Below are 24,034 nucleotides of genomic sequence, written 5' to 3'. Positions count from 1 at the left end.
CACGTCAGTGGCTGTCACGGCCAACCTCCGCGCCCCGGCAGCCGACCAGAAAGTCGAAGTCCGCGCCCTTGTCCGCGCCCTGCACGTGGTCGTGGAAGATGCGGGCGTAGCCCCCTTTCGGCTGCGGCACCGAGGTTTTCCACGCCGCCAGCCGCGCTGCGATCTCGGCCTCGGGCACGTCCAGATGCACGCGGCGCGCGTCCACGTCGATCTCGATCATGTCGCCGGTGCGGACGATGGCCAGCGGGCCGCCCGCCGCCGCCTCGGGCGAGGTGTGCAACAGCACCGTGCCATAAGCCGTCCCCGACATGCGCGCGTCCGATATCCGCACCATGTCGGTGATCCCTTTCCGCAGCACCTTGGGCGGCAGGCCCATGTTGCCGACCTCGGGCATTCCCGGATAGCCGCGCGGACCGCAGTTCTTGAGGACCATCACGCAGTCCTCGTCGATATCCAGCGCCTCGTCGTTGATGCGTGCCTTGTAGTCGTCGATGTCCTCGAACACGACGGCGCGGCCGCGATGTTTCATCAGGTGGGGGCTGGCGGCCGAGGGTTTCAGCACCGCCCCGTCAGGCGCGAGATTGCCGCGCAGGACGACGATCCCGCCATGCGCGGTCAGCGCGCGTTCGACCGGCAGGATCACGTCCTCGTTCCAGTTCCGCGCGTCCTTCACCTGTTCCCACGCGGTCTGGCCGCTGACCGTCAGGGCGTCGCGATTCAGCAGCCCCCCCTCGCCCAGCCGCCTGAGGACCACGGGCAGGCCGCCGGCGTAGAAGAACTCCTCCATCAGGTACTTGCCCGACGGCATCAGGTTCACGATCGTCGGCACGTCGCGCCCCAGCCGGTCCCAGTCGTCCAGCGTCAGGTCCACGCCCACGCGCCCTGCCATCGCCAGCAGGTGGATCACCGCGTTGGTCGATCCGCCGATGGCGCCGTTGCAGCGGATCGCGTTCTCGAACGCGGCGCGGGTCATGATGTCGGACGGTTTCAGGTCGTCCTTGACCATCTGGACGATCCGCCGGCCCGTCATCTGCGCCATCGTGCGGCGGCGCGAGTCCACCGCCGGGATCGCGGCGTTGCCCGAAAGCGCCATCCCCAGCGCCTCGGCCATGCTGGCCATGGTGCTGGCGGTTCCCATGGTGTTGCAGGTGCCGGTGGACCGGCTCATCGACGCCTCGGCCTCAAGGAACTCGTCCTGCGTCATCTCGCCCGCCTTCACGGCTTCCGAGAACTTCCACAGATGCGTGCCCGACCCTACCCGTTCGCCCCGGAACCAGCCGTTGAGCATCGGCCCCCCGGTGACGACGATCGAGGGGATGTCGGTGGACGCGGCACCCATCAGAAGGCTGGGCGTGGTCTTGTCGCAGCCGACCATCAGCACCGCGCCGTCGATGGGCTGGCCGCGCATCGCCTCCTCGACCGCCATCGCGGCGAGGTTGCGGAACATCATCGCCGTGGGACGGAAGGTGCTTTCGCTGGCCGAGAACACGGGCACCTCGACCGGGAAGCCGCCTGCTTCCCACACCCCGGCCTTCACCTTTTCCGCAAGCTCGCGCAGGTGGCCGTTGCAGGGGGTCAGGTCGGACCACGTGTTCATGATGCCGATCACGGGACGGCCGTCGAACAGGTCGTGCGGGTAGCCCTGGTTCTTCAGCCAGCCCCGGTGATAGATCGCGTCGCGCGAGGTGCCGCCGTACCATTCCTGCGAACGCAGGCGACGCGGCCAGGGTGCGGGGGTGAACGCCATCAGAGCGCCCTCGCCCGCGCGGGCAGCAACGTTGCCGGGTCGGCCGTCCGCAGCGGGTTCGTCAGCGGCAGGCCGAAGCCCGGCGCCTCGATCTCGAACACGTCGCCCGACTGGCAGCTGAGACCGGCGGCAAACGACAGGGTGGCGGTGCCGAACATGTGGACATGCACGTCGCCTGGGCGGCGGAACAGGTCGTACTTGAAGTGGTGGTGTTCCAGGTTCGCGATGGTGTGCGACATGTTGTCCTCGCCCGAAAGGAATGGCTGTTCGAAGATGACCTCGCCCGCGCGGCGGATGCGCGAGGTGCCGCGCACGTCGCGCGGCAGCGGGCCCACCAGCAGCTCGGGCCCGAAGCTTGCCTGCCGCAGCTTGGAATGGGCGAGGTAGAGATAGTTCACCCGTTCCATCACATGGTCCGAGAACTCGTTCGCCAGCGCGAAGCCGAAGCGGAAGGGCGTGCCGTCGGCGCCGATGACGTAGATCCCGGCGATCTCGGGCTCCTCGCCGCCGTCCTGGGCGAAGGCGGGCGCGTTCAGCGCGGCGCCGGGCGCGGCCACGATGTCGCCGTTGCCCTTGTAGAACCATTCGGGCTGCACCCCCACGGCGCCGTCGGCGGGGCGCCCGCCCTCGACCCCCATGCGGAACATCCGCATTGAATCGGTGTCCGGCGTGTCGGCCTTGCCGCCCTCGCGGTGCATGGCGTCGCGGGTCGCGGCGGACCCGAGATGCGTCAGCCCCGTGCCCGTCACCAGAAGATGCGCGGGATCGGGGTGGTCGATGGGGGGCAGCACCCGCCCCTCGGCCAGCGCGGCGGCGAGATCCACGGCGGGTCCGGGCCTGCGCGCCTGAAGATGGGCGGCGAGCCCCTGCCCCGCCTCGATGCAGGCCAGCGCCAGTTCGCGGGTCGTGGCCACGCCCTCGACCTCGTGCGCTTCGGTGCCGTTTCGCACGACGACCGCGCGGCGGCCGTCATGTGTGGTCATCTGCGACAGCAGCATGGCGCGCCCTTTCAGCCCCGGTTCTTGTTCGAGACGTCGAAGATGACGGCCGCCAGAAGGACGAGGCCCTTGATGATCTGCTGGAAGTCGATCCCGATCCCCATCAGCGACATGCCGTTGTTCATCACGCCCATGATGAAGGCGCCGATGACCGCGCCGACGACGGTGCCCACGCCCCCCGCCATCGACGCGCCGCCGATGAAGACCGCGGCGATGGTGTCCAGCTCGAAGTTGACGCCCGCCTTGGGCGTGGCCGAGTTCAGACGCGCCGCCACGACGATGCCCGCGAGCGCCGCCAGCATCCCCATGTTGACGAAGGTCAGGAACACCAGCCGCGGCGAGTTGATCCCCGACAGGGTCGCCGCCTTGACGTTGCCGCCGATCGCATAGATGCGCCGCCCCGTCACCGTCCGCTCGGACAGGAATGAATAGAGCGCGATCAGGATCGCCATGACGATGAAGACATTGGGCAGGCCGCGGAAGTTGGCCATGAGCCAGCTCATCCAGACCAGCGCGACGAAGATGAAGGCGTTCTTGGCGGCGAAGAACGCAAACGGCTCCTCGACGATTCCGGCCGCCGCCTGGCGCTGGCGGGTGCGGACCGCGAGCCACAGGATCAACACGGCAACCGCCGCGCCGAGCGCCAGCGAGAACATGTTGGGCTTGCCGGTGCCCAGAAGGTCCGGGATGAACCCCGACGCGATCGCCTGGAAGTCCCTGGGGAACGGCCCGATCGATTGCCCTTTCAGGACCCACAGCGTCAGACCGCGAAACACCAGCATCCCCGCCAGCGTCACGATGAACGAGGGGATCTTCCAGTAGGCGATCCAGTAGCCCTGCGCCGCCCCGATCGCGCCGCCGAGCGCGATCCCGATCAGCGCCGCCAGCGCGAAGTTCAGGTCCATCTCGACGATCAGCAGCGCCACCACCGCGCCGACAAAGGCCGCGACCGATCCCACCGACAGGTCGATGTGGCCCGACACGATCACCAGCAGCATCCCCACCGCCATGATGACGATGTGGCTGTTCTGCAGCGCGAGGTTGGTCAGGTTCACCGGCCGGAACAGGGTGCCGTCCGTGACGACCTGGAAGAAGATCATGATCACGACCAGCGCGAACAGGATCCCGTACTGACGGATGTTGCGGCGCAGGAAGCCCGCGCTCGCGGGCGGTCCGGCCGTGGCGGATGCCGCCGGAATGTCAGGCTGCGCCATGTTCTGCCCTTTCAAGCTTGCGCGCGGCACGCAGGATCATTTCCATGATGCGTTCCTGGCTCGCGTCCGATGTCGCCATCTCGCCGACCAGCCGGCCCTCGTTCATCACGCAGATCCGGTCGGTGATGCCCAGAAGCTCGGGCATCTCGGACGAGATCACGATGATCGCCTTTCCGGCCGCGGCGAGGTCGCGGATGATGGTGTAGATCTCGTATTTCGCGCCCACGTCGATGCCGCGCGTGGGTTCGTCGAGGATCAGGATCTCGGGGCCGGCGAACAGCCACTTGGACAGCACGACCTTCTGCTGGTTGCCGCCCGACAGGTTCACGGTCCGCGCCTCGATCGAGGGGGTCTTGATGTTGACGCGGCGGCGGTAATCCTCGGCCACGCGGCGCTCGCGCATGCGGTCGATGACGCCGCCCTGCGCGATCCCCGGCAGGTTCGCCAGCGGGATGTTGCGGCGCACGTTGTCTTCCAGCACCAGGCCCAGCGACTTGCGGTCCTCGGTCACATAGGCCAGCCCGGCGGCGATGGCGCGCGGCACGGTGGACAGGTCGGCGGGCCGGCCGTCGATGCTGGCCGTGCCCGACAGCCGGCGACCGAAGCTTTGCCCGAACAGGCTCATCGCCAGCTCGGTCCGGCCCGCGCCCATCAGGCCCGCAAAGCCCAGCACCTCGCCCCGGCGCAGATCGAAGCTGACGTGGTCGACCGCGTGGCGTTCGGGGCGCAGCGGGTCGGCCACCGTCCAGTCGCGGACCTGCATCACGACCTCGCCGATCTTCGGCGCGCGGTCGGGATAGCGGTTCTCCATCGAGCGGCCGACCATCTCGCGCACGATCTGTTCCTCGGACACCATCGCGTCGTGGTGGGCGACCGTCGCGCCGTCGCGCAGCACGGTGATGCTGTCGGCGATCTTGGAAATCTCGTTCAGCTTATGGCTGATGAGGATCGCGGTGATCCCCTGCGCGCGCAATTCGTCCAGCAGCGCCAGCAGCGCGTCGCTTTCGCGTTCGTTCAGGCTGCTCGTCGGCTCGTCGAGGATCAGAAGCCGCACCCGCTTGCTCAGCGCCTTGGCGATCTCGACCAGCTGCTGCTTGCCCATGCCAAGGTCGCCGACCTTCGCCTCGGGGCTTTCGCGCAGGCCGACCTTGGCCAGCAGCGCGGCGGTGCGGTCGTTGGTGGCGTTGCGGTCGATCACGCCGCGGGTCGCGACCTCGTTGCCCAGAAAGATGTTCTCGGCGATCGACATCTGCGGGACCAGCGCGAGTTCCTGGTGAATGATGACGATGCCGCGCCGTTCGCTGTCGGTGATGCCGCCGAACTTCACGGGTTCGCCGTCGAACAGGATCTCGCCGTCGTAGCTGCCATGCGGATAGACGCCCGACAGGACCTTCATCAGGGTGGACTTGCCGGCGCCGTTCTCGCCCACCAGCGCCCGGATCTCGCCGCGGCGCACGGCCAGGTTCACGTCGTCCAGCGCGCGGACGCCCGGGAAGGTCTTGGTGATCCCGCGCATTTCAAGGATCGTGTCCACGGCCCGCCCCCCTTTTTCGATCTCGGATGATGGATGTGCGGGGCGGCGGCAGGATGGCCGCCGCCCCGGCATCGGCCGCAGTTACTCGACCTGGTCTTTGGTGTAGTAGCCCGAGCCGACCAGGATCTGTTCCCAGTTCGACTTGTCCACGGCCACCGGCTGCAGCAGGTAGGACGGGATCACCTTGACGCCGTTGTTGTAGGTCTCGGTGTCGTTGACCTGCGGTTCCTTGCCTTCGAGCATGTCGTTGACCATGCCGACGGTGACCTTGGCCAGTTCGCGGGTGTCCTTGAAGATCGTCGCGTACTGTTCGTCGGCCAGCATCGACTTGACCGACGGCACCTCGGCGTCCTGCCCGGTCACGATCGGCATCTTCATGTCGCCCGAGCCGTAGCCCACGCCCTTGAGCGAGGACAGGATCCCGATCGACAGCCCGTCATAGGGCGACAGCACCCCGTGGACCTGCTTGTCGGTGTAGTTGGCGCTCAGAAGGTTATCCATCCGCGCCTGCGCGGTCGCCGGATCCCAGCGCAGCGTGCCGACCTTGTCCATGCCCATCTGGCCGGACACGACCGCGATCGAGCCGTCGTCGATCAGCGGCTGGATGACCGACATCGCCCCGTCGTAGAAGAAGAAGGCGTTGTTGTCGTCCGGGCTGCCGCCGAACAGCTCGACGTTCCACGGCTTCTGGTCGGGGAAGCGTTCCTTCAGGCCCTTGACCAGCGAGCCGGCCTGCTCGACCCCGACCTTGAAGTTGTCGAAGGTCGCGTAATAGTCGACCGCGTCGGTGTCGCGGATCAGGCGGTCGTAGGCGATGACCTTGATGTCGGCCGCCTTGGCGTTTTCCAGCGCGTTCGACAGCGTAGTGCCGTCGATGGCCGCGATCACCAGCACGTTCACGCCCTTGGTGATCATGTTCTCGATCTGGGCCAGCTGGTTCGGGATGTCGTCGTCGGCGTATTGCAGATCGGTGGTGTAGCCCGCCGCCTCGAACTGCTTGACCATGTTGTTGCCGTCGTCGATCCAGCGCGCCGACGTCTTGGTCGGCATGGCGATGCCCACCAGCCCTTCTGCCGCCGACACGGCGCCGGGCAGCATCAGCGCCGCGGCGCTGACCCCGGCAAGCGCGATCTTCCTGAATGTCCTGAGCATGCGTAGTCCCTTCCCCTTGCTGGCGCGGCACGCGGTGCGGGCGGCCGCAAAGGGCGCGCGCCGGCGGTTGAGGCGTGTCGCTGACCTTCCCCCCATGACGGACGCGCGTCCGGGACCGCGTCCACGACGAATGTCGCTGGCCGTGTGTAGGACCGCGATGTTATACCGGTCAAATGTGATTTTGAGCGTGCGACATGGCCGAAACGGAATATCGTGGCGCCGCCGCGCCCACGCCCCCGGACCGCCGGCGACCGGGTGAGACGGGCCTTCTCGCCCGCGGGTTGAAGCTGCGCCAGCTGGCCTTGCTTGCCGCCATCGACCGCACCGGGCAGGTCGCAGCCGCCGCGCAGTCCCTGAACATGACCCAGCCTGCCGCCTCGCGGATGCTGGCGCAGCTTGAGGCGGCGGCGGGCGTCGCGCTGACCGAACGGCTGCCCCGCGGTGTCCGCCTGACCGGGCCGGGCCGCCGCCTTGCCGACAGCGCCCACCGCATCCTTGGCGAAATCGACGAGGCCGCGCGGGCCGTGGCCGATCTCGACGGCGGGCGCGTCGGCGCGGTGGCGTTCGGATCTGTCTCGGGTCCGTCGCTGGAACTGGTGCTGCCGGTTTTGCAGAACCTGCGGCTGATCCACCCCGGCATCGTCCCCGAGATCACGGTGGATGCCAGCGACGGCATGGTGGCGCATCTGCTGTCGGGCCGGCTGGAGTTCTATATCGGCCGCATCCCCGACGGCGCCGATGCCGGCCGCCTCGCGATCGAGCCGATCGGGACCGAGCCCCTGGCCCTTATCGTGCGCCGCGGCCACCAGCTGGACCGCCGCCGGCCGCCCACGCTGTCGGACACCCTGCGGTTCGACTGGGTCATGCAGCCGCGCGGCGGACTGCTGCGGAACACGGTTGAACAGTATCTTCTGCACCACCGGGTCGGCCTGCCCGCGCGCGTCGTCAGCACGATGTCGATGATGCTGACGCTGGCCTTCGTGACCCGGACGAACGCGGTCGGCACCATGTCAGCCGCCGCCGCCGACTTCTTCGCCAGCGGCGAGGGGGGCGGCCTGCCGATCCTGCGCCTGCCGCTTGCCCCCGACCTGCGCGTGTCGCCCTATGGCATCGTCACGCTGCGCGACCGCGAGCTGACCCCGGCCGCCCGCACCCTGCGCACGGCGCTGTCGCACGCGTCGCGCAGCATGGTGGCGAACCCGGGCTAAGGCGGCCGAAAGACGAGACCGATCGACGCCCTGCCCGAATCCGCGACAAGATGGTTGTGCTTTGAAACGAATCGGCGGTAGATCGGCACACCAATCCGTCAACGAACCTGCCGCATAGAACGCGCAGGGCGTTCAGGCCGGGTAGCCCCGGCCCAGTTCCAGGGAGGACCTGCATTGAAACTGTCCGCTTTTGTCACAACCTCGCTCATCGCGATCGCCAGCGCCGCCGCGTTCGCCGCCCCGGCCGCCGCCAAGACGCTGATCTACTGCTCGGAAGGCTCGCCCGAGGGCTTCGACCCGGCCGCCTACACCGCCGGCACCACCTTCGACGCCAGCTCGCGCCCGGTCTTCAACCGCCTGGTCGAGTTCAAGGACGGCAGCACCGAGGTGCAGCCGGCGCTCGCCGAAAGCTATGAGATCTCGGATGACGGGCTGACCTATACGTTCAAGCTGCGTCCGGGCGTGAAGTTCCACACCACCGACTACTTCACCCCCACGCGCGAGCTGAACGCGGACGACGTCCTTTTCTCGTTCATGCGCCAGGGCGACGCGAACGACCCCTGGAACCAGTACATTCCGGGCCTGACCTTCGAATACTACAACTCGATGGAAATGGCCTCGTCGATCAAGTCGATCGAGAAGGTGGACGACCTGACCGTCAAGTTCACGCTGAACGCGCCGAACGCGCCGTTCCTCGCGAACCTCGCCATGGACTTCGCCTCGATCCAGTCCAAGGAATACGCCGACCAGCTCGACAAGGCCGGCACCAAGGAAAACCTGAACAGCGCCCCGATCGGCACCGGCCCGTTCAAGTTCGTGGCCTACCAGAAGGACGCCGTGATCCGGTTCTCGAAGAACCCGGATTACTGGGGCACGCCGGCCAAGGTCGATGACCTGGTGTTCGCGATCACGACCGACGCCGCCGTGCGCCTGCAGAAGCTGCAGGCCGGCGAATGCCACATCATGCCCTACCCCGCGCCCGCCGACATCGAGGCGCTGAAGGCCGACCAGAACCTGACGGTGATGGAACAGCCGGGTCTGAACGTCGCCTACGTCGCCTACAACACCGAAGTGGCGCCGTTCGACAAGCCCGAGGTCCGCAAGGCCCTGAACATGGCCGTGAACAAGCAGGCGATCGTCGACGCCGTGTTCCAGGGCATGGGCGAGGTCGCCAAGAACCCGATCCCGCCGACCATGTGGTCCTACAACGACGCCGTGACGGACGAGACCTACGACCCCGAGGCCGCAAAGGCCGCGCTGGAGGCCGCGGGCGTCACCGACCTGTCGATGAAGATCTGGGCGATGCCCGTCCAGCGCCCCTACATGCCCAACGCCCGCCGCGTCGCCGAGATGATGCAGGAGGACCTGAGCAAGGTCGGCGTCAACGTCGAGATCGTCAGCTACGAGTGGGGCGAATACCTCAAGAAGTCGATGGAGCCGAACCGCGACGGTGCGGTGATCCTCGGCTGGACCGGCGACAACGGTGACCCCGACAACTTCCTGTCGGTGCTGCTGAGCTGCGCCGGGGCCAAGGAAGGCGGCGCGAACCGCGCCTTCTGGTGCAACGAGGAGTTCAGCGGGCTGCTGGAACAGGCCAAGCAGGCCTCGGACCCCGCCGAGCGCACCAAGCTGTACGAGCAGGCGCAGGTGATCTTCAAGGATCAGGCGCCGTGGGCCACGCTGGCGCACTCGACCGTCGTCATGCCGATGTCCAAGAAGGTCACCGGCTATGTCATGAGCCCGCTCGGCACCCACAAGTTCGACACCGTCGACGTCGCCGAATAAACCACCGAAAGGCTTGCGGCCGCGCCCGGTTCGTCCGGCGCGGCCCTCGCATATCCCATGATCCGTTTTATCCTCGGGCGTATCGCCTATCTCGTACCGACGCTGATCGGCATCACCATCGTGGCCTTCGGCTTCGTCAGGGTCCTGCCCGGCGACCCGGTCCTGCTGATGGCGGGCGAGCGTGGCATGTCGCCCGAACGCTACGCCCAGGTCAGCGAGCAGCTGGGTTTCGACCGGTCGCTGCCGGCGCAGTATCTTGAATATGTCTGGCGGCTGCTGCACGGCGATCTCGGCACCTCGCTGGTGACCAAGAAGCCGGTCCTGACCGAGTTTCTGGCCCTGTTCCCCGCCACCGTCGAGCTGGCGCTGTGCGCGATACTGCTGGCCGCGCTGATCGGGGTGCCCGCGGGCGTCCTGGCCGCGATCAAGCGCGGCAGCTGGTTCGACCAGCTGACCATGGGCACGGCGCTGGTCGGCTATTCGATGCCGATCTTCTGGTGGGGGCTGCTGCTCATCATCTTCTTTTCCGGCATCCTCGGCTGGACGCCCGTGTCGGGGCGCATCTCGCTGCTGTACTTCTTCCCGCCCGTGACAGGCTTCATGCTGATCGACAGCCTGCTGTCGGGGCAGGACGGCGCCTTCGCCTCGGCCGCGAGCCACCTGATCCTGCCGACGATCGTGCTGGCCACGATCCCGCTGGCCGTGATCGCCCGTCAGACCCGCAGCGCCATGCTGGAAGTGCTGGGGGAGGATTACGTCCGCACCGCCCGCGCCAAGGGCCTGGCCCCGCGCCGGGTGGTCGGGCTGCACGCGCTGCGCAATGCGCTGATCCCGGTCGTGACCACCATCGGCCTGCAGATCGGCGTGCTGATGGCAGGCGCCATCCTGACCGAGACGATCTTCAGCTGGCCGGGCATCGGCAAGTGGATGGTCGAGTCCATCTCGCGCCGCGACTATCCCGTGGTGCAGGGCGGGCTGCTGCTGATCGCGCTGATCGTCATGGTCGTCAACCTGCTGGTCGATCTGCTTTACGGGCTGATCAACCCCCGCATCCGGCATCGCTGAGAGGCCCGTCATGACCGATTCCGTCGATATCGAAGCCGACGCACCCAACAGCGGCGGCTGGCGCCAGAGCCTGCGCGAGTTCTGGTTCTACTTTTCCACCAACCGCGGCGCCGTGCTGGGGCTGATCGTGTTCCTGCTGCTGGTGGCGCTGGCGCTGCTGGCCCCGGTGATCGCGCCGGACAACCCGGCCACGCAGCACCGCGACGCGATCCTGCTGCCCCCTTCCTGGGCCGAGGGCGGCCGCGCCGACTATCTGCTGGGCACCGACGCCGTCGGGCGCGACATGCTGTCGCGGCTGCTTTACGGGGCCCGGTTCTCGCTCTTCATCGGCGTCGTCGTCGTGGGCATTGCGATGGTCTTCGGCGTCGTCACCGGGCTTCTCGCCGGGTTCTTCGGCGGCTGGGTCGATGCCGTGGCGATGCGTCTGATGGACATCATCCTGGCCTTCCCGTCACTGCTGCTGGCGCTGGTGCTGGTGGCGGTGCTGGGCCCGGGCCTGACGAACGCGATGATCGCCATCGCCCTGGTGCTGCAGCCGCACTTCGCGCGCCTGACGCGGGCCGCCGTACTGGCCGAGAGGAATCGCGAATACGTCGTCGCGGCGCGGGTCGCGGGCGCCGGTTCCATGTGGCTGATGTTCCGCACAATCCTGCCCAACTGCCTTGCCCCCCTGATCGTGCAGGGCACCATGAGCTTTTCCAACGCCATCCTCGATGCCGCGGCGCTCGGGTTCCTTGGCATGGGGGCGCAGCCGCCCACGCCCGAATGGGGCACCATGCTGGCCGAAGCGCGCGAGTTCATCCTGCGCGCCTGGTGGGTGGTGACGCTGCCCGGCCTTGCCATCCTGCTGACGGTGCTGGCGATCAACCTGATGGGCGACGGGCTGCGCGACGCGCTCGATCCCAAGCTGAAGCGGAGCTGACGATGGCGGTTTTTTCCACGAACTCGGCCGGCCCGCTGCTCGACATCCGCAACCTGCGGGTGGCGTTCGACACGGCCGCCGGTCCGTTCCTTGCCGTGGACGGCATCGACGTGCAGGTGTCGGCGCGCGAGGTGCTGGCCATCGTCGGCGAAAGCGGCTCGGGCAAGTCGGTGTCGATGCTGGCCGTCATGGGCCTGCTGCCGGATTCCGCCACCGTCACCGCCGACGCCATGATCTTCGACGGGCGCGACCTGCTGGCGATGACTCCGGCCGAGCGTCGCACGATCATCGGCCGCGACATCGCCATGATCTTCCAGGAACCGATGGCGTCGCTGAACCCCAGCTTCAACGTCGGCTTCCAGATCGAGGAGGTGCTGCGCCAGCATCTCGGCCTCAAGGGCCGGGCGGCGCGGGCCCGGGCGGTGGAACTGTTGACCCAAGTCGGCATCCCCGAACCGGAAAGCCGGCTTGCGAGCTATCCCCACCAGATGTCGGGCGGCCAGTGCCAGCGGGTGATGATCGCGATGGCCATCGCCTGCGAGCCGCGCCTGCTGATCGCCGACGAACCGACGACCGCGCTGGACGTGACGATCCAGAAACAGATCCTGGACCTGCTGATGAAGTTGCAGGCCGAACGCGGGATGGGGCTGATCCTCATCACCCACGACATGGGCGTCGTCGCCGAGACCGCCGACCGGGTCGTGGTGCAATACCGCGGCCGCAAGATGGAAGAAGCCGACGTGCTGACCCTGTTCGAACGCCCCGCCACCGCCTACACGCGCGCCCTGCTGGCCGCGCTGCCCGAAAACGCCACCGGCGACCGGCTGCCGACCGTGGACGAACTGATGGCCGCCGATATGGAGGGCGCACGATGACCGATTACGTCGTCGAAGGCCGCGGCATCACCCGCGACTACGTCACGGGCGGCGGCCTGTTCGGCAAGGCCAAGACCGTGCGGGCGCTCAAGGGCATCGACTTCGCCGTCGAACGCGGCAAGACGCTGGCCGTGGTCGGCGAAAGCGGCTGCGGCAAGTCCACCCTGGCGCGGATCATCACCCTGATCGACCCCGCGACCAGCGGCGAGCTGCGGATCGAGGGCAAGCCCGTGGACATCGCCAGGGGCGGCCTGACGCGCGACATGCGCTCGGCCGTGCAGATCGTGTTCCAGAACCCCTACGGCAGCCTGAACCCGCGCCAGAAGGTGGGCCAGGTCCTGACCGAGCCGCTGCGCCTGCGCGGCGGCGTCCCCGCCGCCGACCGCCGCCGCCGCGCGATGGCCATGCTGGAACGGGTCGGGCTGAAGCCGGAACACTACAACCGCTTTCCGCACATGTTCTCGGGCGGGCAGCGCCAGCGGATCGCCATCGCCCGCGCGCTGATGCTGAACCCCGCGTTGCTGGTCCTGGACGAGCCGGTCAGCGCGCTGGACCTGTCGGTTCAGGCGCAGGTGCTGAACCTGCTGAAGGACCTGCAGGACGAGTTCGGCCTGACCTACGTCTTCATCAGCCACGACCTGAGCGTGGTGCGCTACCTCGCGGACCGGGTGATGGTCCTGTGGAACGGCACCGTGGTCGAGGAAGGCACGCGCGACGCGCTGTTCTCGGCCCCGCAGCACGACTACACGCAAAAGCTGTTCGCGGCGACGCCCGAGGCGGACCTGGACGCGATCCGCGCAAGGGTCGAGCGCCGGCGGCTGGAGCGCGCGGCGGGGTAAGTCGGTGAGAACCACGCGCGGCGCGGTCAGCAGGCGCACGTGTGACCAAGGCACCGACGTACCGCGTGCCGCTCCATCGAACGCGGACCGGCAAAGCGCCGTATCGGGCTACAGCTGCGGCTCGCATAGCTGGTGAGCGAAGCATTTATCCCGCTGACATGGGATGCCATCCGTCGAACGTCTGCTCGCACGGCGCGAGGCCGGTACCCCGTAAGCCAGGAGACAGGCAGAATGCGCCCCTGGCCCCGCCTGTTCAACCGCAGCACTGCGCCCGCCGCGGTGCGCAGCTACGACGCCGCGACGGCTTCGCGGAGCCGCTTCAACGCGGGGCACAACCGCTTTTCCAGCTACGGCCCAGAATGCTTGCGCTCGGGAAAGCACCCGACGAAACTGCAACTGTCAAACCCGCCGAAGCGGTTTGACGATCAGTCCCGCAAGAGGCTGATAAACAACGATAAATCTAGGCAAGTGGCGGAGCGGCTGACTCAGGCACCCAACTCTCTCCCGTGCCATATCAGATAGCACGGGAGCGTCGCGAAATCCTGCGCGTCATTGGCGGACGGTAAAATCCGCCCCGTCGGGCGATGCTTCGGCGTCGTCGGGTTCATCGTCGACCGTCAGTCGGCGGACCGCCACCAGTAGCTCCTCGATCGCCTGCTCTGCGGCCGCGAGCTTCATGGCCACCATCAGCTCCTCACGCCCGGCCATTGCGAGGAACACCCCCAGCACCTCGTCGGAGTGTCGCGCCAGAGCGATCAGATGCTCTCCGCTCGGGCCGTATCTGCCGGCGAACCAGTTCTTCACCGTCTTCTCGTTGGCTCCGGTCCAGGAGGCGACGATCTTCGCTCCCGCCCGGCTGTCTCCGAGAGATCGCCTCAGGGCTGATGCGATCTCATCGGCGAACCAGTTGTCCGGCTTGTGCCGACCATTCCCAGTATATCCGTTTTCTGTCGGAAAGAACTTGCCCTTTTTCGGAAACGACATTCCGGCCTCCCTCGCTTTACATGGACGAGGGGATTCAGCCGCAGCTTCACGCGGATTGGACGAATTTGCCTGGAATGACGAGGAGATGTGTGCGTGGGCGGTCGATGGACGACCAATTCGGATAGGAGCGACGGCCCGCCCGAGATGGATGTGCCTGCGGTCGCCTATGTCCGGATGTCGACCGACCATCAGAAATACTCGACCGAGAACCAGCTCGACGTCATCCGCAAATATGCATCGGATCGCGGTCTTGAGATCCTGCGTGTCTTCGAGGATTCCGGCCGGAGCGGTCTCCGTCTCGACGGCCGCGAGGCGCTGCAGAGCCTGATGGCAGAGGTCGAATCCGGGCAAGCGGATTTCAAGGCGATCCTCGTCTATGACGTCAGCCGCTGGGGCCGGTTTCAGGATGCTGACGAAGGCGCCTACCATGAGCATGTCTGCTCGCGCGCCGGGATCCGTGTCCACTACTGCGGCGAGCAGTTCGAGAATGACGGCAGCATCGGCTCGAACCTGCTGAAGACCGTGAAGCGGGTCATGGCGGGCGAATACAGCCGCGAACTCTCGGTGAAGGTCTTCGCGGGCCAGTGCCGCCTCGTCGAACTCGGCTTCCGTCAGGGCGGCGCGCCCGGATACGGGCTGCGCCGGGTGCTGATCGACGAGCACGGCAATCCCAAGGGCGAGCTGTCGCGCGGCGAGCAGAAGAGCCTTCAGACCGACAGGGTCGTTCTCATCCCCGGTCCCGAGGACGAACAGGAAGTCGTCCGGCGCATGTATCGCATGTTCGTCGAGGACGGCCGATCCGAGCGAGAGATCGCGGACGTCCTGAACGCCGAAGGGCTGCGCACCGATCTCGAACGGCCGTGGACGCGAGCGACGGTCCATCAGGTGCTGACCAACGAGAAATACATCGGCAACAACGTCTTCAACAAGATCTCCTTCAAGCTGAAACAGCGCCGGGTGGTGAACCCGCGCGAGATGTGGATCCGCGCCGAGGGCGCCTATCCGGCCATCGTCGATGAGGCGCTGTTCCTACGCGCCCGGGAAATCGTCGATGCACGCAGCCGCCATCTTTCCGACCAGGATCTGCTGGACGCACTCCGGGCCCTGCTTGCCAGCAAGGGCTTCCTTTCCGGACTGGTCATCGACGAACACGAGGACACGCCATCATCGAGCGCGTTCCGGTCCCGGTTCGGCAGCCTGCTGCGCGCCTATGAGATGGTCGGATATCAGCCCGACCGTGACTACCGATACATCGAGATCAACCGCAAGCTCCGCGAGGCCCATCCGCAGGTCGTGGCGAGTGTCATCGCCGGGATCGAAAACGTCGGTGGCAGTGCCGTTCAGGATCCCCGGACCGAGCTTCTGACCGTCAACGGCGAATTCACGGTATCGGTCGTGCTGTCGCGATGCTTCGAGACCTCGGCAGGCTCGCTGCGCTGGCGCATCCGCCTCGACACGGGGCTCTTGCCGGACATCACCATCGCCATACGCATGGACGAGCTGAACGCGGCGCCGCGCGACTATTACGTCCTCCCAAGCATCGACATGACCGCCGATCGACTTCGGCTGGCCGAGCAGAACGGCCTGTCTCTCGATGCCTATCGTTTCGACACGCTCGACTTCTTCTTTTCAATGGCCGGCAGGGCCAGATTCTCGGAGGTGGCCTGATGCCCGAAGACATCCCGACCGATGACCACAAGCATGTGACCCTCATCCCGACCGACAGGATCCGGATCCTCAATCCGCGTGTGCGCAACCGGCGAACGTTCGAGGAAATGGTCGAGAGCATCGCGCGGATCGGCCTCAAGCGCCCAATCACCGTGACCCGGCGCGCGGACACAGAGCCAGCAGAATACGACCTCGTCTGTGGTCAGGGGCGGCTCGAAGCCTTCATCGAACTGAAGCAGGACGCCATCCCCGCCATCGTGATCGATGCCGACGAGAGCGACTGCCTGGTCATGAGCCTCGTCGAGAATTGCGCCAGGCGCCAGCATCGCGCGATCGATCTGATGCAGGAAATCGGCACCCTCCGGAAGCGCGGCTACAACGACCGCGAGATCGCCGACAAGATCGGGGTCAGCCCCGAATACGTCAACATGATCGCTGGGCTTCTGGAGCGAGGTGAGCAGCGGCTCGTGTCTGCGGTCGAGACCGGCCTCATGCCGCTGAACCTCGCGATCGAAATCTCCAGAGCGGATGACGAAGGTGCCCAGCGCGCGCTAATGGACGCCTATACGGAGAAGAAGCTGCGCGGGAAGAAGTTCGCGGCCGTGCGGCGCCTGCTCGAACGACGCCAGCGCCATGGGCGGCGCGTTGATGAAACGCCCTTCGGCCGCAAGGTGAACCGCACCGGGCGTCCGCTGACCAGCGATGCACTCGTGCGCGCCTATCGTCAGGAAGCCGATCGCCAGAAGCTGATGATCAAGAAGGCGGAGCTGACCCAAGGTCGGCTTCTGTTCGTCACGGAGGCGTTCCGCTCGCTGCGGAGCGACGAGAACTTCCTCACCCTGCTGCGTGCCGAAAGCCTCGAGGTGATGCCCACCTATCTGGAGGAACATGCGAGGACGGATCCATGACACGGAAGGATCGCCGCCTTTCCGATGTCGTCGCCCATGCCTTTGAAGACGACTGCGTGACCCTGGCCGTGGACGCCCTTCTGCCGGTGCGGGTGCTTCGGACGGCCACGAAATCCAGCAAGAAATACCAGCAGATCACCGCCTCGATCCGAGAGGTCGGTCTCGTCGAACCGCCCGTGGTTGCCCGCGATCCCGCAAATCCGGGCACCTTCCTTCTGCTGGACGGGCATGTTCGCATCGAGGTGCTGAAAGACCTCGGCATCGAACAGGTCGAGTGCCTGGTCTCCACCGACGACGAAGCCTTCACCTACAACAAGCGGATCAGTCGGTTGTCGCCGGTCCAGGAGCACAAGATGATCCGGCGCGCCATCGAGCGTGGCGTTCCGGAAGAGAAGATCGCCAAGGCGCTGGACATCAACCCCCAGAGCGTCCGCCGTAAGGTCCGCATGCTGAACGGGATCTGCGATGAGACGGTCGCTATCCTCAAGTGACCTGCCACGGGATTCTTCCTCCATTTGCGACTAGAGTCCGGCCCAGCGAGAGGACGGACGAAGATGAAGAAGGCACGACGGACCGAGGAGCAGATCATCGGCATCCTGCAGGAGCATGATGCTGGCGCGAAGTGTGCCGATCTGTGCCGCAAGCACGGCATGTCGGAAGGCACGTTTTACGCCTGGAAAGCGAAGTTCGGCGGGATGACGGTGTCGGAGGCGAAGCGGCTGAAGGCGCTCGAAGACGAGAACGCCAGGCTGAAGCGATTGCTGGCCGACCAGATGCTGGACATGGCGGCGATGAAGGAACTGCTGTCAAAAAAGTGGTGACGCCCGCCGTGAAGCGCGAGGCGGTCGCGCATCTGAAGGCCCATCTCGGGCTGTCGGAACGGCGGGCGTGCCAGATTGCCGGGGCGGACCGGACGATGGTGCGCTATCAGTCCCAGCGAGCGCCGGACACGGCGCTGCGCGGACGGTTGCGGGACCTGGCCAACGAGCGGCGACGGTTCGGCTACCGTCGGCTGTTCGTGCTGCTCAGGCGGGAAGGCGAGGCGTCGGGGATCAATCGCATCTACCGGCTCTACCGAGAGGAGGGCCTGACGGTGCGCAAACGCAAAGCGCGCCGCAAGGCCCTCGGGACAAGGGCGCCGATCCTGGTCGAAGCGCAGGCCAATGCGCGTTGGTCGCTGGATTTTGTCCATGATCAGTTCGCCTGCGGGCGGCGCTTCCGGGTGCTGAACGTGGTCGACGACGTCACCCGCGAATGTCTGGCGGCGATCCCGGACACATCGATCTCGGGCCGCCGTGTTGCCCGGGAACTCACGGCGCTGATCGAACGCCGCGGCAGGCCTGGAATGATTGTCAGCGACAACGGGACAGAGCTGACCTCGAACGCGATCCTGAAGTGGTGCGCCGAACACAAGATCGAATGGCATTACATCGCGCCGGGCAAGCCGATGCAGAACGGCTTTGTCGAGAGCTTCAACGGCAGGATGCGGGACGAATTTCTGAACGAGACCCTGTTCCGCAACCTCGTCCATGCCCGTGACCTGATCGCCGCTTGGGTCTCAGATTATAACACCGAAAGGCCCCACTCGGCCCTGGGCTACCAGACCCCCGTGGGCTTCGCCGCGAACCTGCACCCCGCAATCGCCCGCGCCGCTGCGCGAGATGAAGGCTCCGCGCGACGGGCGATTGCTCAACCAGCGCCAAAGGGCGTAGACGATCACCGGGCTCATGTCGCCACTGGATGAAGGTTCAGTGGCAGGTCATCCCGGGCTCGGTGCCCAGTGGCGTCTCCGGTTTCGCTCGCCGCTTACAGTTGCGGGGCAGCCGCGGATTTGTCTGACGACGCACCGCGTTCCCTTTTCAGCCGGCCCAAAGGGCCGAACACCATCCGGGGCACAGTCGCACGGCGCAGGGATGATGTCCACGGATCGGTTGAATACCGCTCCCCCCCGGGGGACGTCACGATGTGCCAAACTCGCGGTGCCGGAGCACAAGCTGACTGGCGCCGCATCGCGACCCGCTATGACAGATGCGGCGAGCTCTTCCTCTCCGCCATCTGCATCGCCGCAACCGTCATGTTCTGGTTGTGAGTCCTGACCCTAAGCCGGGGGCACTCCAGACCTACCCGACCCGCGCCTCGACCAGCGGCCTGCCGTTCTGTGCATGCCGCACCGCCAGCTTGCGGGCCATCCGCCCCGAGGCGAGGGTGCGGCCGGCCGGCGGGGTGTAGTCGCGCGTGGCGAGCTCAGGGAACAGCGCCAGGATCTCGGCCCGCGCGGCCGGGCCGATCGACTTCAGCGCCTCGGGCCCGGTGTAGAGGCTCTCGGTCGCAGCCCCGTTCGCGATCACCACCTCGTGCCGGTCGAAGAGGATGTGGACGTACTCGACCGCCGCCAGATCCTCGGCGATGTCGATGCCGGCCAGCTGGCAGAGCTGCCGCGCGGCCAACAGAACCTCGTCGGTCCCGAACATCCGCTGCGCGATGCGCGAGCGGACCAGCACCCGGTGCTGCGGCGAGACGAGCAGATCGGCGCGCGGCGTTTCGGGCCCCAGCGCCCCGGCCCGGATGCGGATCGGCCGCAGCTTCTCGGCCGCCGCAAGCTCGGCCGCCGAGAGCCGCCGCGCGCCGATCCAGCGCACCGGCTGCAGCCCGTGGTCGAGCGTGCGGACCAAGTCGCCCTCGGCCAGCGTCTCGACGGCGCGGGGGCCGTCGGCCGTCTCGATCATCGTGCCGGCGGCAAAGCAGGGGATGCCGAGGGCGTTCAGCTCTTGCCAGCTGTCGAGCTGGCTGGGAAGGACGCCGCGCAGCTGCACGGCCGTCCCGTCCGGGAAGGTCAGGACCGAGCCGATGACCGTGCCGCCCGCGTCGCTCAGCGGCGTGATCGTCCCGGTCGCCCGCGCGCCGAGGAAATCGGCCACGTCCACGGGATTGCCGTCCCGGTCCACCATCCCGCTGACGTCGAGCTTGTCCTCGGAGGTGACGACGCCGGTGGGGCTGGTCACCGGGCCCGCAAACCCCGTCACCGTGTCGGTGCCGCCGTTGTTGCGGATCACCAGCGTGTCGGTCGCGTTGTCGCCCGCGCCGAGGTCGATCTGGTCGTTGCCCCTGCCGGCATCGACCCGGTCGCCCCCGGCCCCGGCCAGGATCGTGTCCGCGCCGGCCCCGCCGACGATGGTGTCGTCGCCGGCCCCGGTGTCGACGTTGATGCCGCCCGCCGTCACCTCCGCGGCGTTGACCACGTCGTTCCCCGCCCCGGTGGTCACCCGCTCGATCTCGGAGAACCCGTAGTTCCCGCCGCCGCCGGACAGCGTGCCGGCCTCGCTGCCGGTGTAGTTGACGGTGACGCCCGAGGTGATCACCTTCGCATCGATCCGGTCGACATCGGTCCCGCCCGCGGTCACGCCCTCGCCGCCGGTGATGGTGGCCGCGCCGGTGCCCGTCTGCACGGGATCGACGCGGAAGACGTCCGCATCGTTCCCACCCAGCGCCGTATCGCCGCGGCCGACGACGATCAGGTCGGCCCCGTCGCCACCCTCGAGCCGATCGTTGTCGTCGCCGCCATCCAGCACATCGTTCCCGGGGCCGCCATAAAGCTCGTCCCTCCCGGTCCCGCCGATGAGCGAGTCGTTCCCGCGTCCGCCGTACAGCTTGTCATCGCCCGCACCGCCATCGAGCGTGTCGTTTGCGCCGTCGTCCCCGCCGTCCCGCCGGTAGCCGTAGATGACGTCGTTGCCCTCGCGTCCCCACACGACGTCCTTACCGTCGCCGGCATAGACGAGGTCGTTGCCGGCACCCGCACGGATGAAATCGTCGTTGGGGTCCGCCCCCGGCAGCAGGGCGTCGTTGTTGTCCACCCGGTCGCCTGACGGGTCCACGTAGCTTGCGTCGATGGTGTCATCACCCTCGGTGCCATCGATGTAGCCGTCCTTGAAGTTGAGCACCGAGCGGTTGGTATTCAGTCCCTCAAATGGCCCGGTGTCGTAGGTCGCGTTCGTCGGAATCTGCACGCTGACGATCGGATAGGCCGACAACTGCGTCTCGTTGCCGATCGGGTTGGTGGAGGACGGTGGCGCAATGAAGACCCGCCCGTCGGTGTCCTGAAACACCCGCAGCGTGGTCGTGATGGTCCGGGTGCCGCCCCCCTCGATCCGCTGCGTGACCTCGGCCGTCACTCGCAGCCCGGTATCAAGCCTGGTGGAGTAGACCGTGTCGCCGATCCGGTAGCTGATCCGGTCGGTGCTGTTGTCGTGGTTGAACCCGATGAGGCCGTTGTCGTTGACGTCGTTCAACGAAATCCGCGTGCTGCTGGCGAACAGGGGCGAATCCGTCGAGCCGAAGGTCTTCCCGCCCAAGACCGTGGCGTAGTTTTCCGGCGTCCGGTTCGTTTCATTAGGATCCATGTCGGCGAGTGTGCCGAGGTTGATCATCGTGTACTGCCTGACAGCCATGTCTTCCCCTTCGAACAGGTCACCGCCCCCGGCTCCCAGAGCGTATGCTGCAGGGCGGACAACAGAGGCGAAAGCGTCATTTTACTTTATGCACAGATGATAGCAAGACGAGAACCCTTAGGCAATGTTGACAAATGGCAACGTCTGAAGCTGAAGCAGGCGATGTCGATTAAGCCGAAGAAATTATTACGGTTCTGTCGCATCCGGATCATAGGCAGCGCATGACAGCTCTCGATGTCTTCTTGGGCTTTATCAGTGGCATAGCCGATGTTGCGACCAAAACGGGATGTATCGTCAGGTTATCGGTGCGGGCCTGCTGCATGTCTTTAGCCGTTGCAGACCGAATGATCGCCTCTGGCATCTCTCATACGCGACATGCGTTTGCCCACGAACGCAGGCTACCATCCTTGTCAGTGTCGACAAGGATGGTAGCTGAGTTACTGGCGTGGGGCACCATCAGCTCACAGGCCTAAATGCGACAGCAACCAGAAAGACATGTCAGACCTTGTCCAATTGGGTGGCTGAGCGTCACCGCAGTTCACGGCCTCAGCAGCACTTTGCCCTTCTTGCCCGGCGCAAGGGAGGCCTTGACGGCATCGGTGATTTGCTCAAACGCAAACACCGCCTCGACCGGCAGGTCCAGTTCGCCTGTGGCGACAAGGCGTAGCAGCTCGCCGATCAGACGGATTTTCGTGTCGGTCGGCATGGCCTCGCTGACCTTGGAGCCCCAAAATCCCTTCACCACAGCCTGCTTGAAGATCAGGTCGCCCGAGGCGATCTGCATCGGTTCCCCGTTCATCGTGCCGAAGGACACCAGCAGCCCGTTTTCACCAAGAAGCGACAGCAGGTCTTTGCTGGCCGTGCCGCCGATGGAATCCACCGCCGCGCGAATGGATGCACCGCCGGTGATCGCCCGCACGCGGTCCTGCCAGCCCTCGGTCGCTGTTGAGACAGCATTGCCGATTCCAACTGCGGAAAGTTCGTCGACCCCGGCATCGCGGCGCACAAGGTTGACGACATGCACACCGCGCGCCGTGGCCAACCTTGCCAGAATCTTGCCAACCGCGCCATTTGCGGTGTTCTGGATCACCCAGTCCCCGCTTTTGACGTCAAGAAATTCCAGCAACGAGATTGCGCTGAACGGCATGGCGATAAGCTGCGCAGCCGCTTCGTCTGAAATGGCGTCCGGGACAGGAACCAGTGCGGTGGCAGGTGCCACAAAATACTCCGCCCAAGCGCCATGAACGCCCGCGACCGCGACCCGCTGCCCAACTGTCACGCCCGTCACATCCGCGCCCAGGGCGTCGATGGTGCCGACCGCTTCCGAGCCGCCGATGGCAGGCAGCTCGGGCTTGTAGCCATAGCTGCCACGCACCGTCCAGAGGTCGTGATTGTGGATCGGCGACAGGATGGTCCTGATGCGTACCTGACCGGGACCGGGCTGCGGGATGGCGCTGTCCGACACGATCAGGACGTCGGCCGGTTCGCCAAACGTGGTGTGAATGTTACCGCGCATGATGTTTCATTACACAGTGGTGACGTGCAGGCGCACATCGATGTTATTACGTGTCGCATTGGAATAGGGGCAGACCTGATGCGTCGCCTCGACCAGGTCGCGCGCCGTGGCCTCATCCAGACCGGAGAGTTTAACATGGATGTCGATGTCCAGCTTGAACCCGCCATCCGGCAGTTGGCCGATACCGACTTCGGCTGATGTTTTGCTGCCGCTCAGTGCCAGTTTTCGAACCTGGGCGACATGGTGCAATGCGCTGTCAAAACAGGCAGCATACCCCATGGCGAAGAGCTGTTCCGGGTTCGCGCCCGGCTTGCCGGAGTTCGGCGCCGTCAGGTCGAGCGCAAGGCTGCCGTCATCCAGCGCCGTGTGGCCCGAGCGGCCACCGATGGCCGTGGCGCGTGTTTTGTAGAAAATCTTCATTATGCCGTTCCTTTCGTCTGCAAAGTAGGATCTGCCGGACAAGCCAGAAGCTGTTTCGTGGCGACCATGGCCCGCTCCATCGGCATGTGGCTACGGGTCAGCTTGGCAAGCAGCGCGGCACCAAGCCACATCTGGTAAAGAACCTGCGCCAAAGCCTCTGGTTCCGGTCCAGGTGGAAGCGAACCATCGTCCCGCGCCTCGACGATCAGAGTGGTGATGCGATGCAACACTCGTTCGATGCCATCGCTGAGGACCATCCGCATGGCTTCAGACAGGTCGGCAACCTCGGCCGACAGCTTGACGGCAAGGCAGTCTTCCGCCCATCCGCGCCCTGCGGTCTCTCCCGCATCTGGATCGAGCCACGCTTGCCAGTAGCGTAGCAGCCGCTGACGTCCATTTTCGGCTTCAATGGCAAGCAACTGGTCAAGCCGGTCGCCGTACTCTGTAACGTAGTCGTCCAAAAGCGCGCAACCGAACGCCTCCTTGGACGCGAAGTAGTGATAGAACGAGCCTTTTGGCACACCAGACCCCTTCAGGATTTCCTGAAGACCGAGTGCGGAAAAGCCCTTGCTCAGGACAAGCCTGTAGCCGGTGTCGAGAAGATTCTGCCGTGTGGCTTCAGCTTTGGATGTCAGTGTCATACAAGGGATATAGGCGTTAATAGACCAGTCGTCTAGGGCGTGTTGACAAAAGGGGTTCACCGGGCGCGGTGATCGTGATTCAAGCTGGTATCTGCAATGGAGACCAGCGT

General features: G+C 66.1%; 19 protein-coding genes, 2 pseudogenes and 1 riboswitch. Of the genes and pseudogenes, 11 read left to right on the top strand and 10 right to left on the bottom strand.

The window, feature by feature from the left end:
- Positions 1 to 4: 4 nt before the first annotated feature.
- From araD to chvE, 5 genes are all read right to left on the bottom strand, one after another.
- A complete protein-coding gene (araD, locus tag FNF32_RS07585; protein WP_131674547.1) occupies positions 5 to 1,747 on the bottom strand; it encodes an L-arabinonate dehydratase in 1,743 nt (580 codons plus the stop codon).
- The gene (araD1, locus tag FNF32_RS07580) at positions 1,747 to 2,745 is read right to left on the bottom strand and encodes an AraD1 family protein (protein ID WP_131674548.1); all 999 of its coding nucleotides are present in this window, start codon (positions 2,743 to 2,745) and stop codon (positions 1,747 to 1,749) included. The genes araD and araD1 overlap by 1 nt, the downstream gene beginning before the upstream one ends.
- Before the next feature lie 11 nt (positions 2,746 to 2,756).
- Positions 2,757 to 3,959 carry a multiple monosaccharide ABC transporter permease gene (gene mmsB, locus FNF32_RS07575; protein ID WP_131674549.1) on the bottom strand — a complete coding sequence of 401 codons (1,203 nt, stop codon included), beginning with the start codon at positions 3,957 to 3,959 and terminating at the stop codon, positions 2,757 to 2,759.
- The gene (gene mmsA / locus FNF32_RS07570; RefSeq protein WP_131674550.1) at positions 3,946 to 5,493 is read right to left on the bottom strand and encodes a multiple monosaccharide ABC transporter ATP-binding protein; all 1,548 of its coding nucleotides are present in this window, start codon (positions 5,491 to 5,493) and stop codon (positions 3,946 to 3,948) included. Before mmsA ends, mmsB begins: the two co-directional genes overlap by 14 nt.
- 81 nt (positions 5,494 to 5,574) lie before the next feature.
- Positions 5,575 to 6,645 (bottom strand): multiple monosaccharide ABC transporter substrate-binding protein, encoded by a 1,071-nt coding sequence (gene chvE / locus FNF32_RS07565; protein ID WP_131674551.1) that lies wholly within the window; start codon positions 6,643 to 6,645, stop codon positions 5,575 to 5,577.
- Positions 6,646 to 6,839: 194 nt separating this feature from the next.
- Between chvE and FNF32_RS07560 the strand changes: the two genes are divergently transcribed.
- The 6 genes from FNF32_RS07560 to FNF32_RS07535 all read left to right on the top strand — a co-directional run bounded on the left by FNF32_RS07560 (position 6,840) and on the right by FNF32_RS07535 (position 13,339).
- Positions 6,840 to 7,853 carry a LysR family transcriptional regulator gene (locus FNF32_RS07560; RefSeq protein WP_131674552.1) on the top strand — a complete coding sequence of 338 codons (1,014 nt, stop codon included), beginning with the start codon at positions 6,840 to 6,842 and terminating at the stop codon, positions 7,851 to 7,853.
- A gap of 180 nt (positions 7,854 to 8,033) precedes the next feature.
- Positions 8,034 to 9,638: an ABC transporter substrate-binding protein gene (locus FNF32_RS07555; protein ID WP_185961892.1), complete on the top strand. Its 1,605-nt coding sequence runs from the start codon at positions 8,034 to 8,036 to the stop codon at positions 9,636 to 9,638.
- Between the two features lie 57 nt (positions 9,639 to 9,695).
- Positions 9,696 to 10,703, top strand: a complete 1,008-nt coding sequence (locus FNF32_RS07550; RefSeq protein ID WP_131674554.1) for an ABC transporter permease subunit — start codon at positions 9,696 to 9,698, stop codon at positions 10,701 to 10,703.
- Between the two features lie 10 nt (positions 10,704 to 10,713).
- A complete protein-coding gene (locus FNF32_RS07545; RefSeq protein WP_131674555.1) occupies positions 10,714 to 11,625 on the top strand; it encodes an ABC transporter permease subunit in 912 nt (303 codons plus the stop codon).
- Between the two features lie 2 nt (positions 11,626 to 11,627).
- The gene (locus FNF32_RS07540) at positions 11,628 to 12,500 is read left to right on the top strand and encodes an ABC transporter ATP-binding protein (RefSeq protein WP_131674556.1); all 873 of its coding nucleotides are present in this window, start codon (positions 11,628 to 11,630) and stop codon (positions 12,498 to 12,500) included.
- Positions 12,497 to 13,339, top strand: a complete 843-nt coding sequence (locus FNF32_RS07535) for an ATP-binding cassette domain-containing protein (protein ID WP_131674557.1) — start codon at positions 12,497 to 12,499, stop codon at positions 13,337 to 13,339. Before FNF32_RS07540 ends, FNF32_RS07535 begins: the two co-directional genes overlap by 4 nt.
- Positions 13,340 to 13,888: 549 nt before the next feature.
- Here the strand turns inward: FNF32_RS07535 and FNF32_RS07530 are convergent.
- Complete coding sequence (locus FNF32_RS07530; RefSeq protein WP_246087734.1) at positions 13,889 to 14,323, bottom strand: hypothetical protein; 435 nt, start codon at positions 14,321 to 14,323, stop codon at positions 13,889 to 13,891.
- A gap of 144 nt (positions 14,324 to 14,467) precedes the next feature.
- On the opposite strand from FNF32_RS07530, the gene FNF32_RS07525 reads away from it, so the two are divergent.
- The 5 genes and pseudogenes from FNF32_RS07525 to FNF32_RS07505 all read left to right on the top strand — a co-directional run.
- The gene (locus FNF32_RS07525) at positions 14,468 to 15,991 is read left to right on the top strand and encodes a recombinase family protein (RefSeq protein ID WP_131674558.1); all 1,524 of its coding nucleotides are present in this window, start codon (positions 14,468 to 14,470) and stop codon (positions 15,989 to 15,991) included.
- Entirely contained in the window at positions 15,991 to 16,899 is a 909-nt protein-coding gene (locus tag FNF32_RS07520) for a plasmid partitioning protein RepB C-terminal domain-containing protein (RefSeq protein WP_131674559.1), read from the top strand. The genes FNF32_RS07525 and FNF32_RS07520 overlap by 1 nt, the downstream gene beginning before the upstream one ends.
- On the top strand, positions 16,896 to 17,390 hold the full coding sequence (locus tag FNF32_RS07515) for a ParB/RepB/Spo0J family partition protein (RefSeq protein WP_221930680.1): 495 nt from the start codon (positions 16,896 to 16,898) through the stop codon (positions 17,388 to 17,390). The genes FNF32_RS07520 and FNF32_RS07515 overlap by 4 nt, the downstream gene beginning before the upstream one ends.
- Positions 17,391 to 17,453: 63 nt before the next feature.
- A pseudogene (locus FNF32_RS07510) lies at positions 17,454 to 18,515 on the top strand (IS3 family transposase); the annotation flags it as partial.
- 72 nt (positions 18,516 to 18,587) lie between these two features.
- Positions 18,588 to 18,802, bottom strand: a riboswitch (cobalamin riboswitch).
- 81 nt (positions 18,803 to 18,883) lie between these two features.
- A pseudogene (locus tag FNF32_RS07505) lies at positions 18,884 to 18,988 on the top strand (IS5/IS1182 family transposase); the annotation flags it as partial.
- Positions 18,989 to 19,019: 31 nt separating this feature from the next.
- On the opposite strand, the gene FNF32_RS07500 reads toward FNF32_RS07505, so the two are convergent.
- From FNF32_RS07500 to FNF32_RS07485, 4 genes are all read right to left on the bottom strand, one after another.
- The gene (locus FNF32_RS07500) at positions 19,020 to 21,347 is read right to left on the bottom strand and encodes a Hint domain-containing protein (protein WP_131674560.1); all 2,328 of its coding nucleotides are present in this window, start codon (positions 21,345 to 21,347) and stop codon (positions 19,020 to 19,022) included.
- A gap of 538 nt (positions 21,348 to 21,885) precedes the next feature.
- Entirely contained in the window at positions 21,886 to 22,863 is a 978-nt protein-coding gene (locus FNF32_RS07495; protein WP_036721204.1) for a zinc-binding dehydrogenase, read from the bottom strand.
- Between the two features lie 9 nt (positions 22,864 to 22,872).
- Positions 22,873 to 23,283: an organic hydroperoxide resistance protein gene (locus tag FNF32_RS07490; RefSeq protein WP_036721207.1), complete on the bottom strand. Its 411-nt coding sequence runs from the start codon at positions 23,281 to 23,283 to the stop codon at positions 22,873 to 22,875.
- The gene (locus tag FNF32_RS07485) at positions 23,283 to 23,924 is read right to left on the bottom strand and encodes a TetR/AcrR family transcriptional regulator (protein ID WP_131674561.1); all 642 of its coding nucleotides are present in this window, start codon (positions 23,922 to 23,924) and stop codon (positions 23,283 to 23,285) included. The genes FNF32_RS07490 and FNF32_RS07485 overlap by 1 nt, the downstream gene beginning before the upstream one ends.
- Between the last annotated feature and the right edge of the window lie 110 nt (positions 23,925 to 24,034).

Source organism: Paracoccus marinus, assembly GCF_007018965.1.
Taxonomy (GTDB): Bacteria; Pseudomonadota; Alphaproteobacteria; order Rhodobacterales; family Rhodobacteraceae; genus Paracoccus; species Paracoccus marinus.
The sequence above is the reverse complement of the archived record's forward strand: the minus strand, read 5'-3'. Positions and strand labels throughout refer to the sequence as shown.

Excerpts from the sequence above, each read along its gene's own strand:
- araD (WP_131674547.1), bottom strand. The coding sequence starts at position 1,747 with ATGGCGTTCACCCCCGCACCCTGGCCGCGTCGCCTGCGTTCGCAGGAA.
- araD1 (WP_131674548.1), bottom strand. The coding sequence starts at position 2,745 with ATGCTGCTGTCGCAGATGACCACACATGACGGCCGCCGCGCGGTCGTC.
- mmsB (WP_131674549.1), bottom strand. The coding sequence starts at position 3,959 with ATGGCGCAGCCTGACATTCCGGCGGCATCCGCCACGGCCGGACCGCCC.
- chvE (WP_131674551.1), bottom strand. The coding sequence starts at position 6,645 with ATGCTCAGGACATTCAGGAAGATCGCGCTTGCCGGGGTCAGCGCCGCG.
- FNF32_RS07560 (WP_131674552.1), top strand. The coding sequence starts at position 6,840 with ATGGCCGAAACGGAATATCGTGGCGCCGCCGCGCCCACGCCCCCGGAC.
- FNF32_RS07550 (WP_131674554.1), top strand. The coding sequence starts at position 9,696 with ATGATCCGTTTTATCCTCGGGCGTATCGCCTATCTCGTACCGACGCTG.
- FNF32_RS07545 (WP_131674555.1), top strand. The coding sequence starts at position 10,714 with ATGACCGATTCCGTCGATATCGAAGCCGACGCACCCAACAGCGGCGGC.
- FNF32_RS07540 (WP_131674556.1), top strand. The coding sequence starts at position 11,628 with ATGGCGGTTTTTTCCACGAACTCGGCCGGCCCGCTGCTCGACATCCGC.
- FNF32_RS07535 (WP_131674557.1), top strand. The coding sequence starts at position 12,497 with ATGACCGATTACGTCGTCGAAGGCCGCGGCATCACCCGCGACTACGTC.
- FNF32_RS07530 (WP_246087734.1), bottom strand. The coding sequence starts at position 14,323 with ATGTCGTTTCCGAAAAAGGGCAAGTTCTTTCCGACAGAAAACGGATAT.
- FNF32_RS07525 (WP_131674558.1), top strand. The coding sequence starts at position 14,468 with ATGGATGTGCCTGCGGTCGCCTATGTCCGGATGTCGACCGACCATCAG.
- FNF32_RS07520 (WP_131674559.1), top strand. The coding sequence starts at position 15,991 with ATGCCCGAAGACATCCCGACCGATGACCACAAGCATGTGACCCTCATC.
- FNF32_RS07515 (WP_221930680.1), top strand. The coding sequence starts at position 16,896 with ATGACACGGAAGGATCGCCGCCTTTCCGATGTCGTCGCCCATGCCTTT.
- FNF32_RS07500 (WP_131674560.1), bottom strand. The coding sequence starts at position 21,347 with ATGGCTGTCAGGCAGTACACGATGATCAACCTCGGCACACTCGCCGAC.
- FNF32_RS07495 (WP_036721204.1), bottom strand. The coding sequence starts at position 22,863 with ATGCGCGGTAACATTCACACCACGTTTGGCGAACCGGCCGACGTCCTG.
- FNF32_RS07490 (WP_036721207.1), bottom strand. The coding sequence starts at position 23,283 with ATGAAGATTTTCTACAAAACACGCGCCACGGCCATCGGTGGCCGCTCG.
- FNF32_RS07485 (WP_131674561.1), bottom strand. The coding sequence starts at position 23,924 with ATGACACTGACATCCAAAGCTGAAGCCACACGGCAGAATCTTCTCGAC.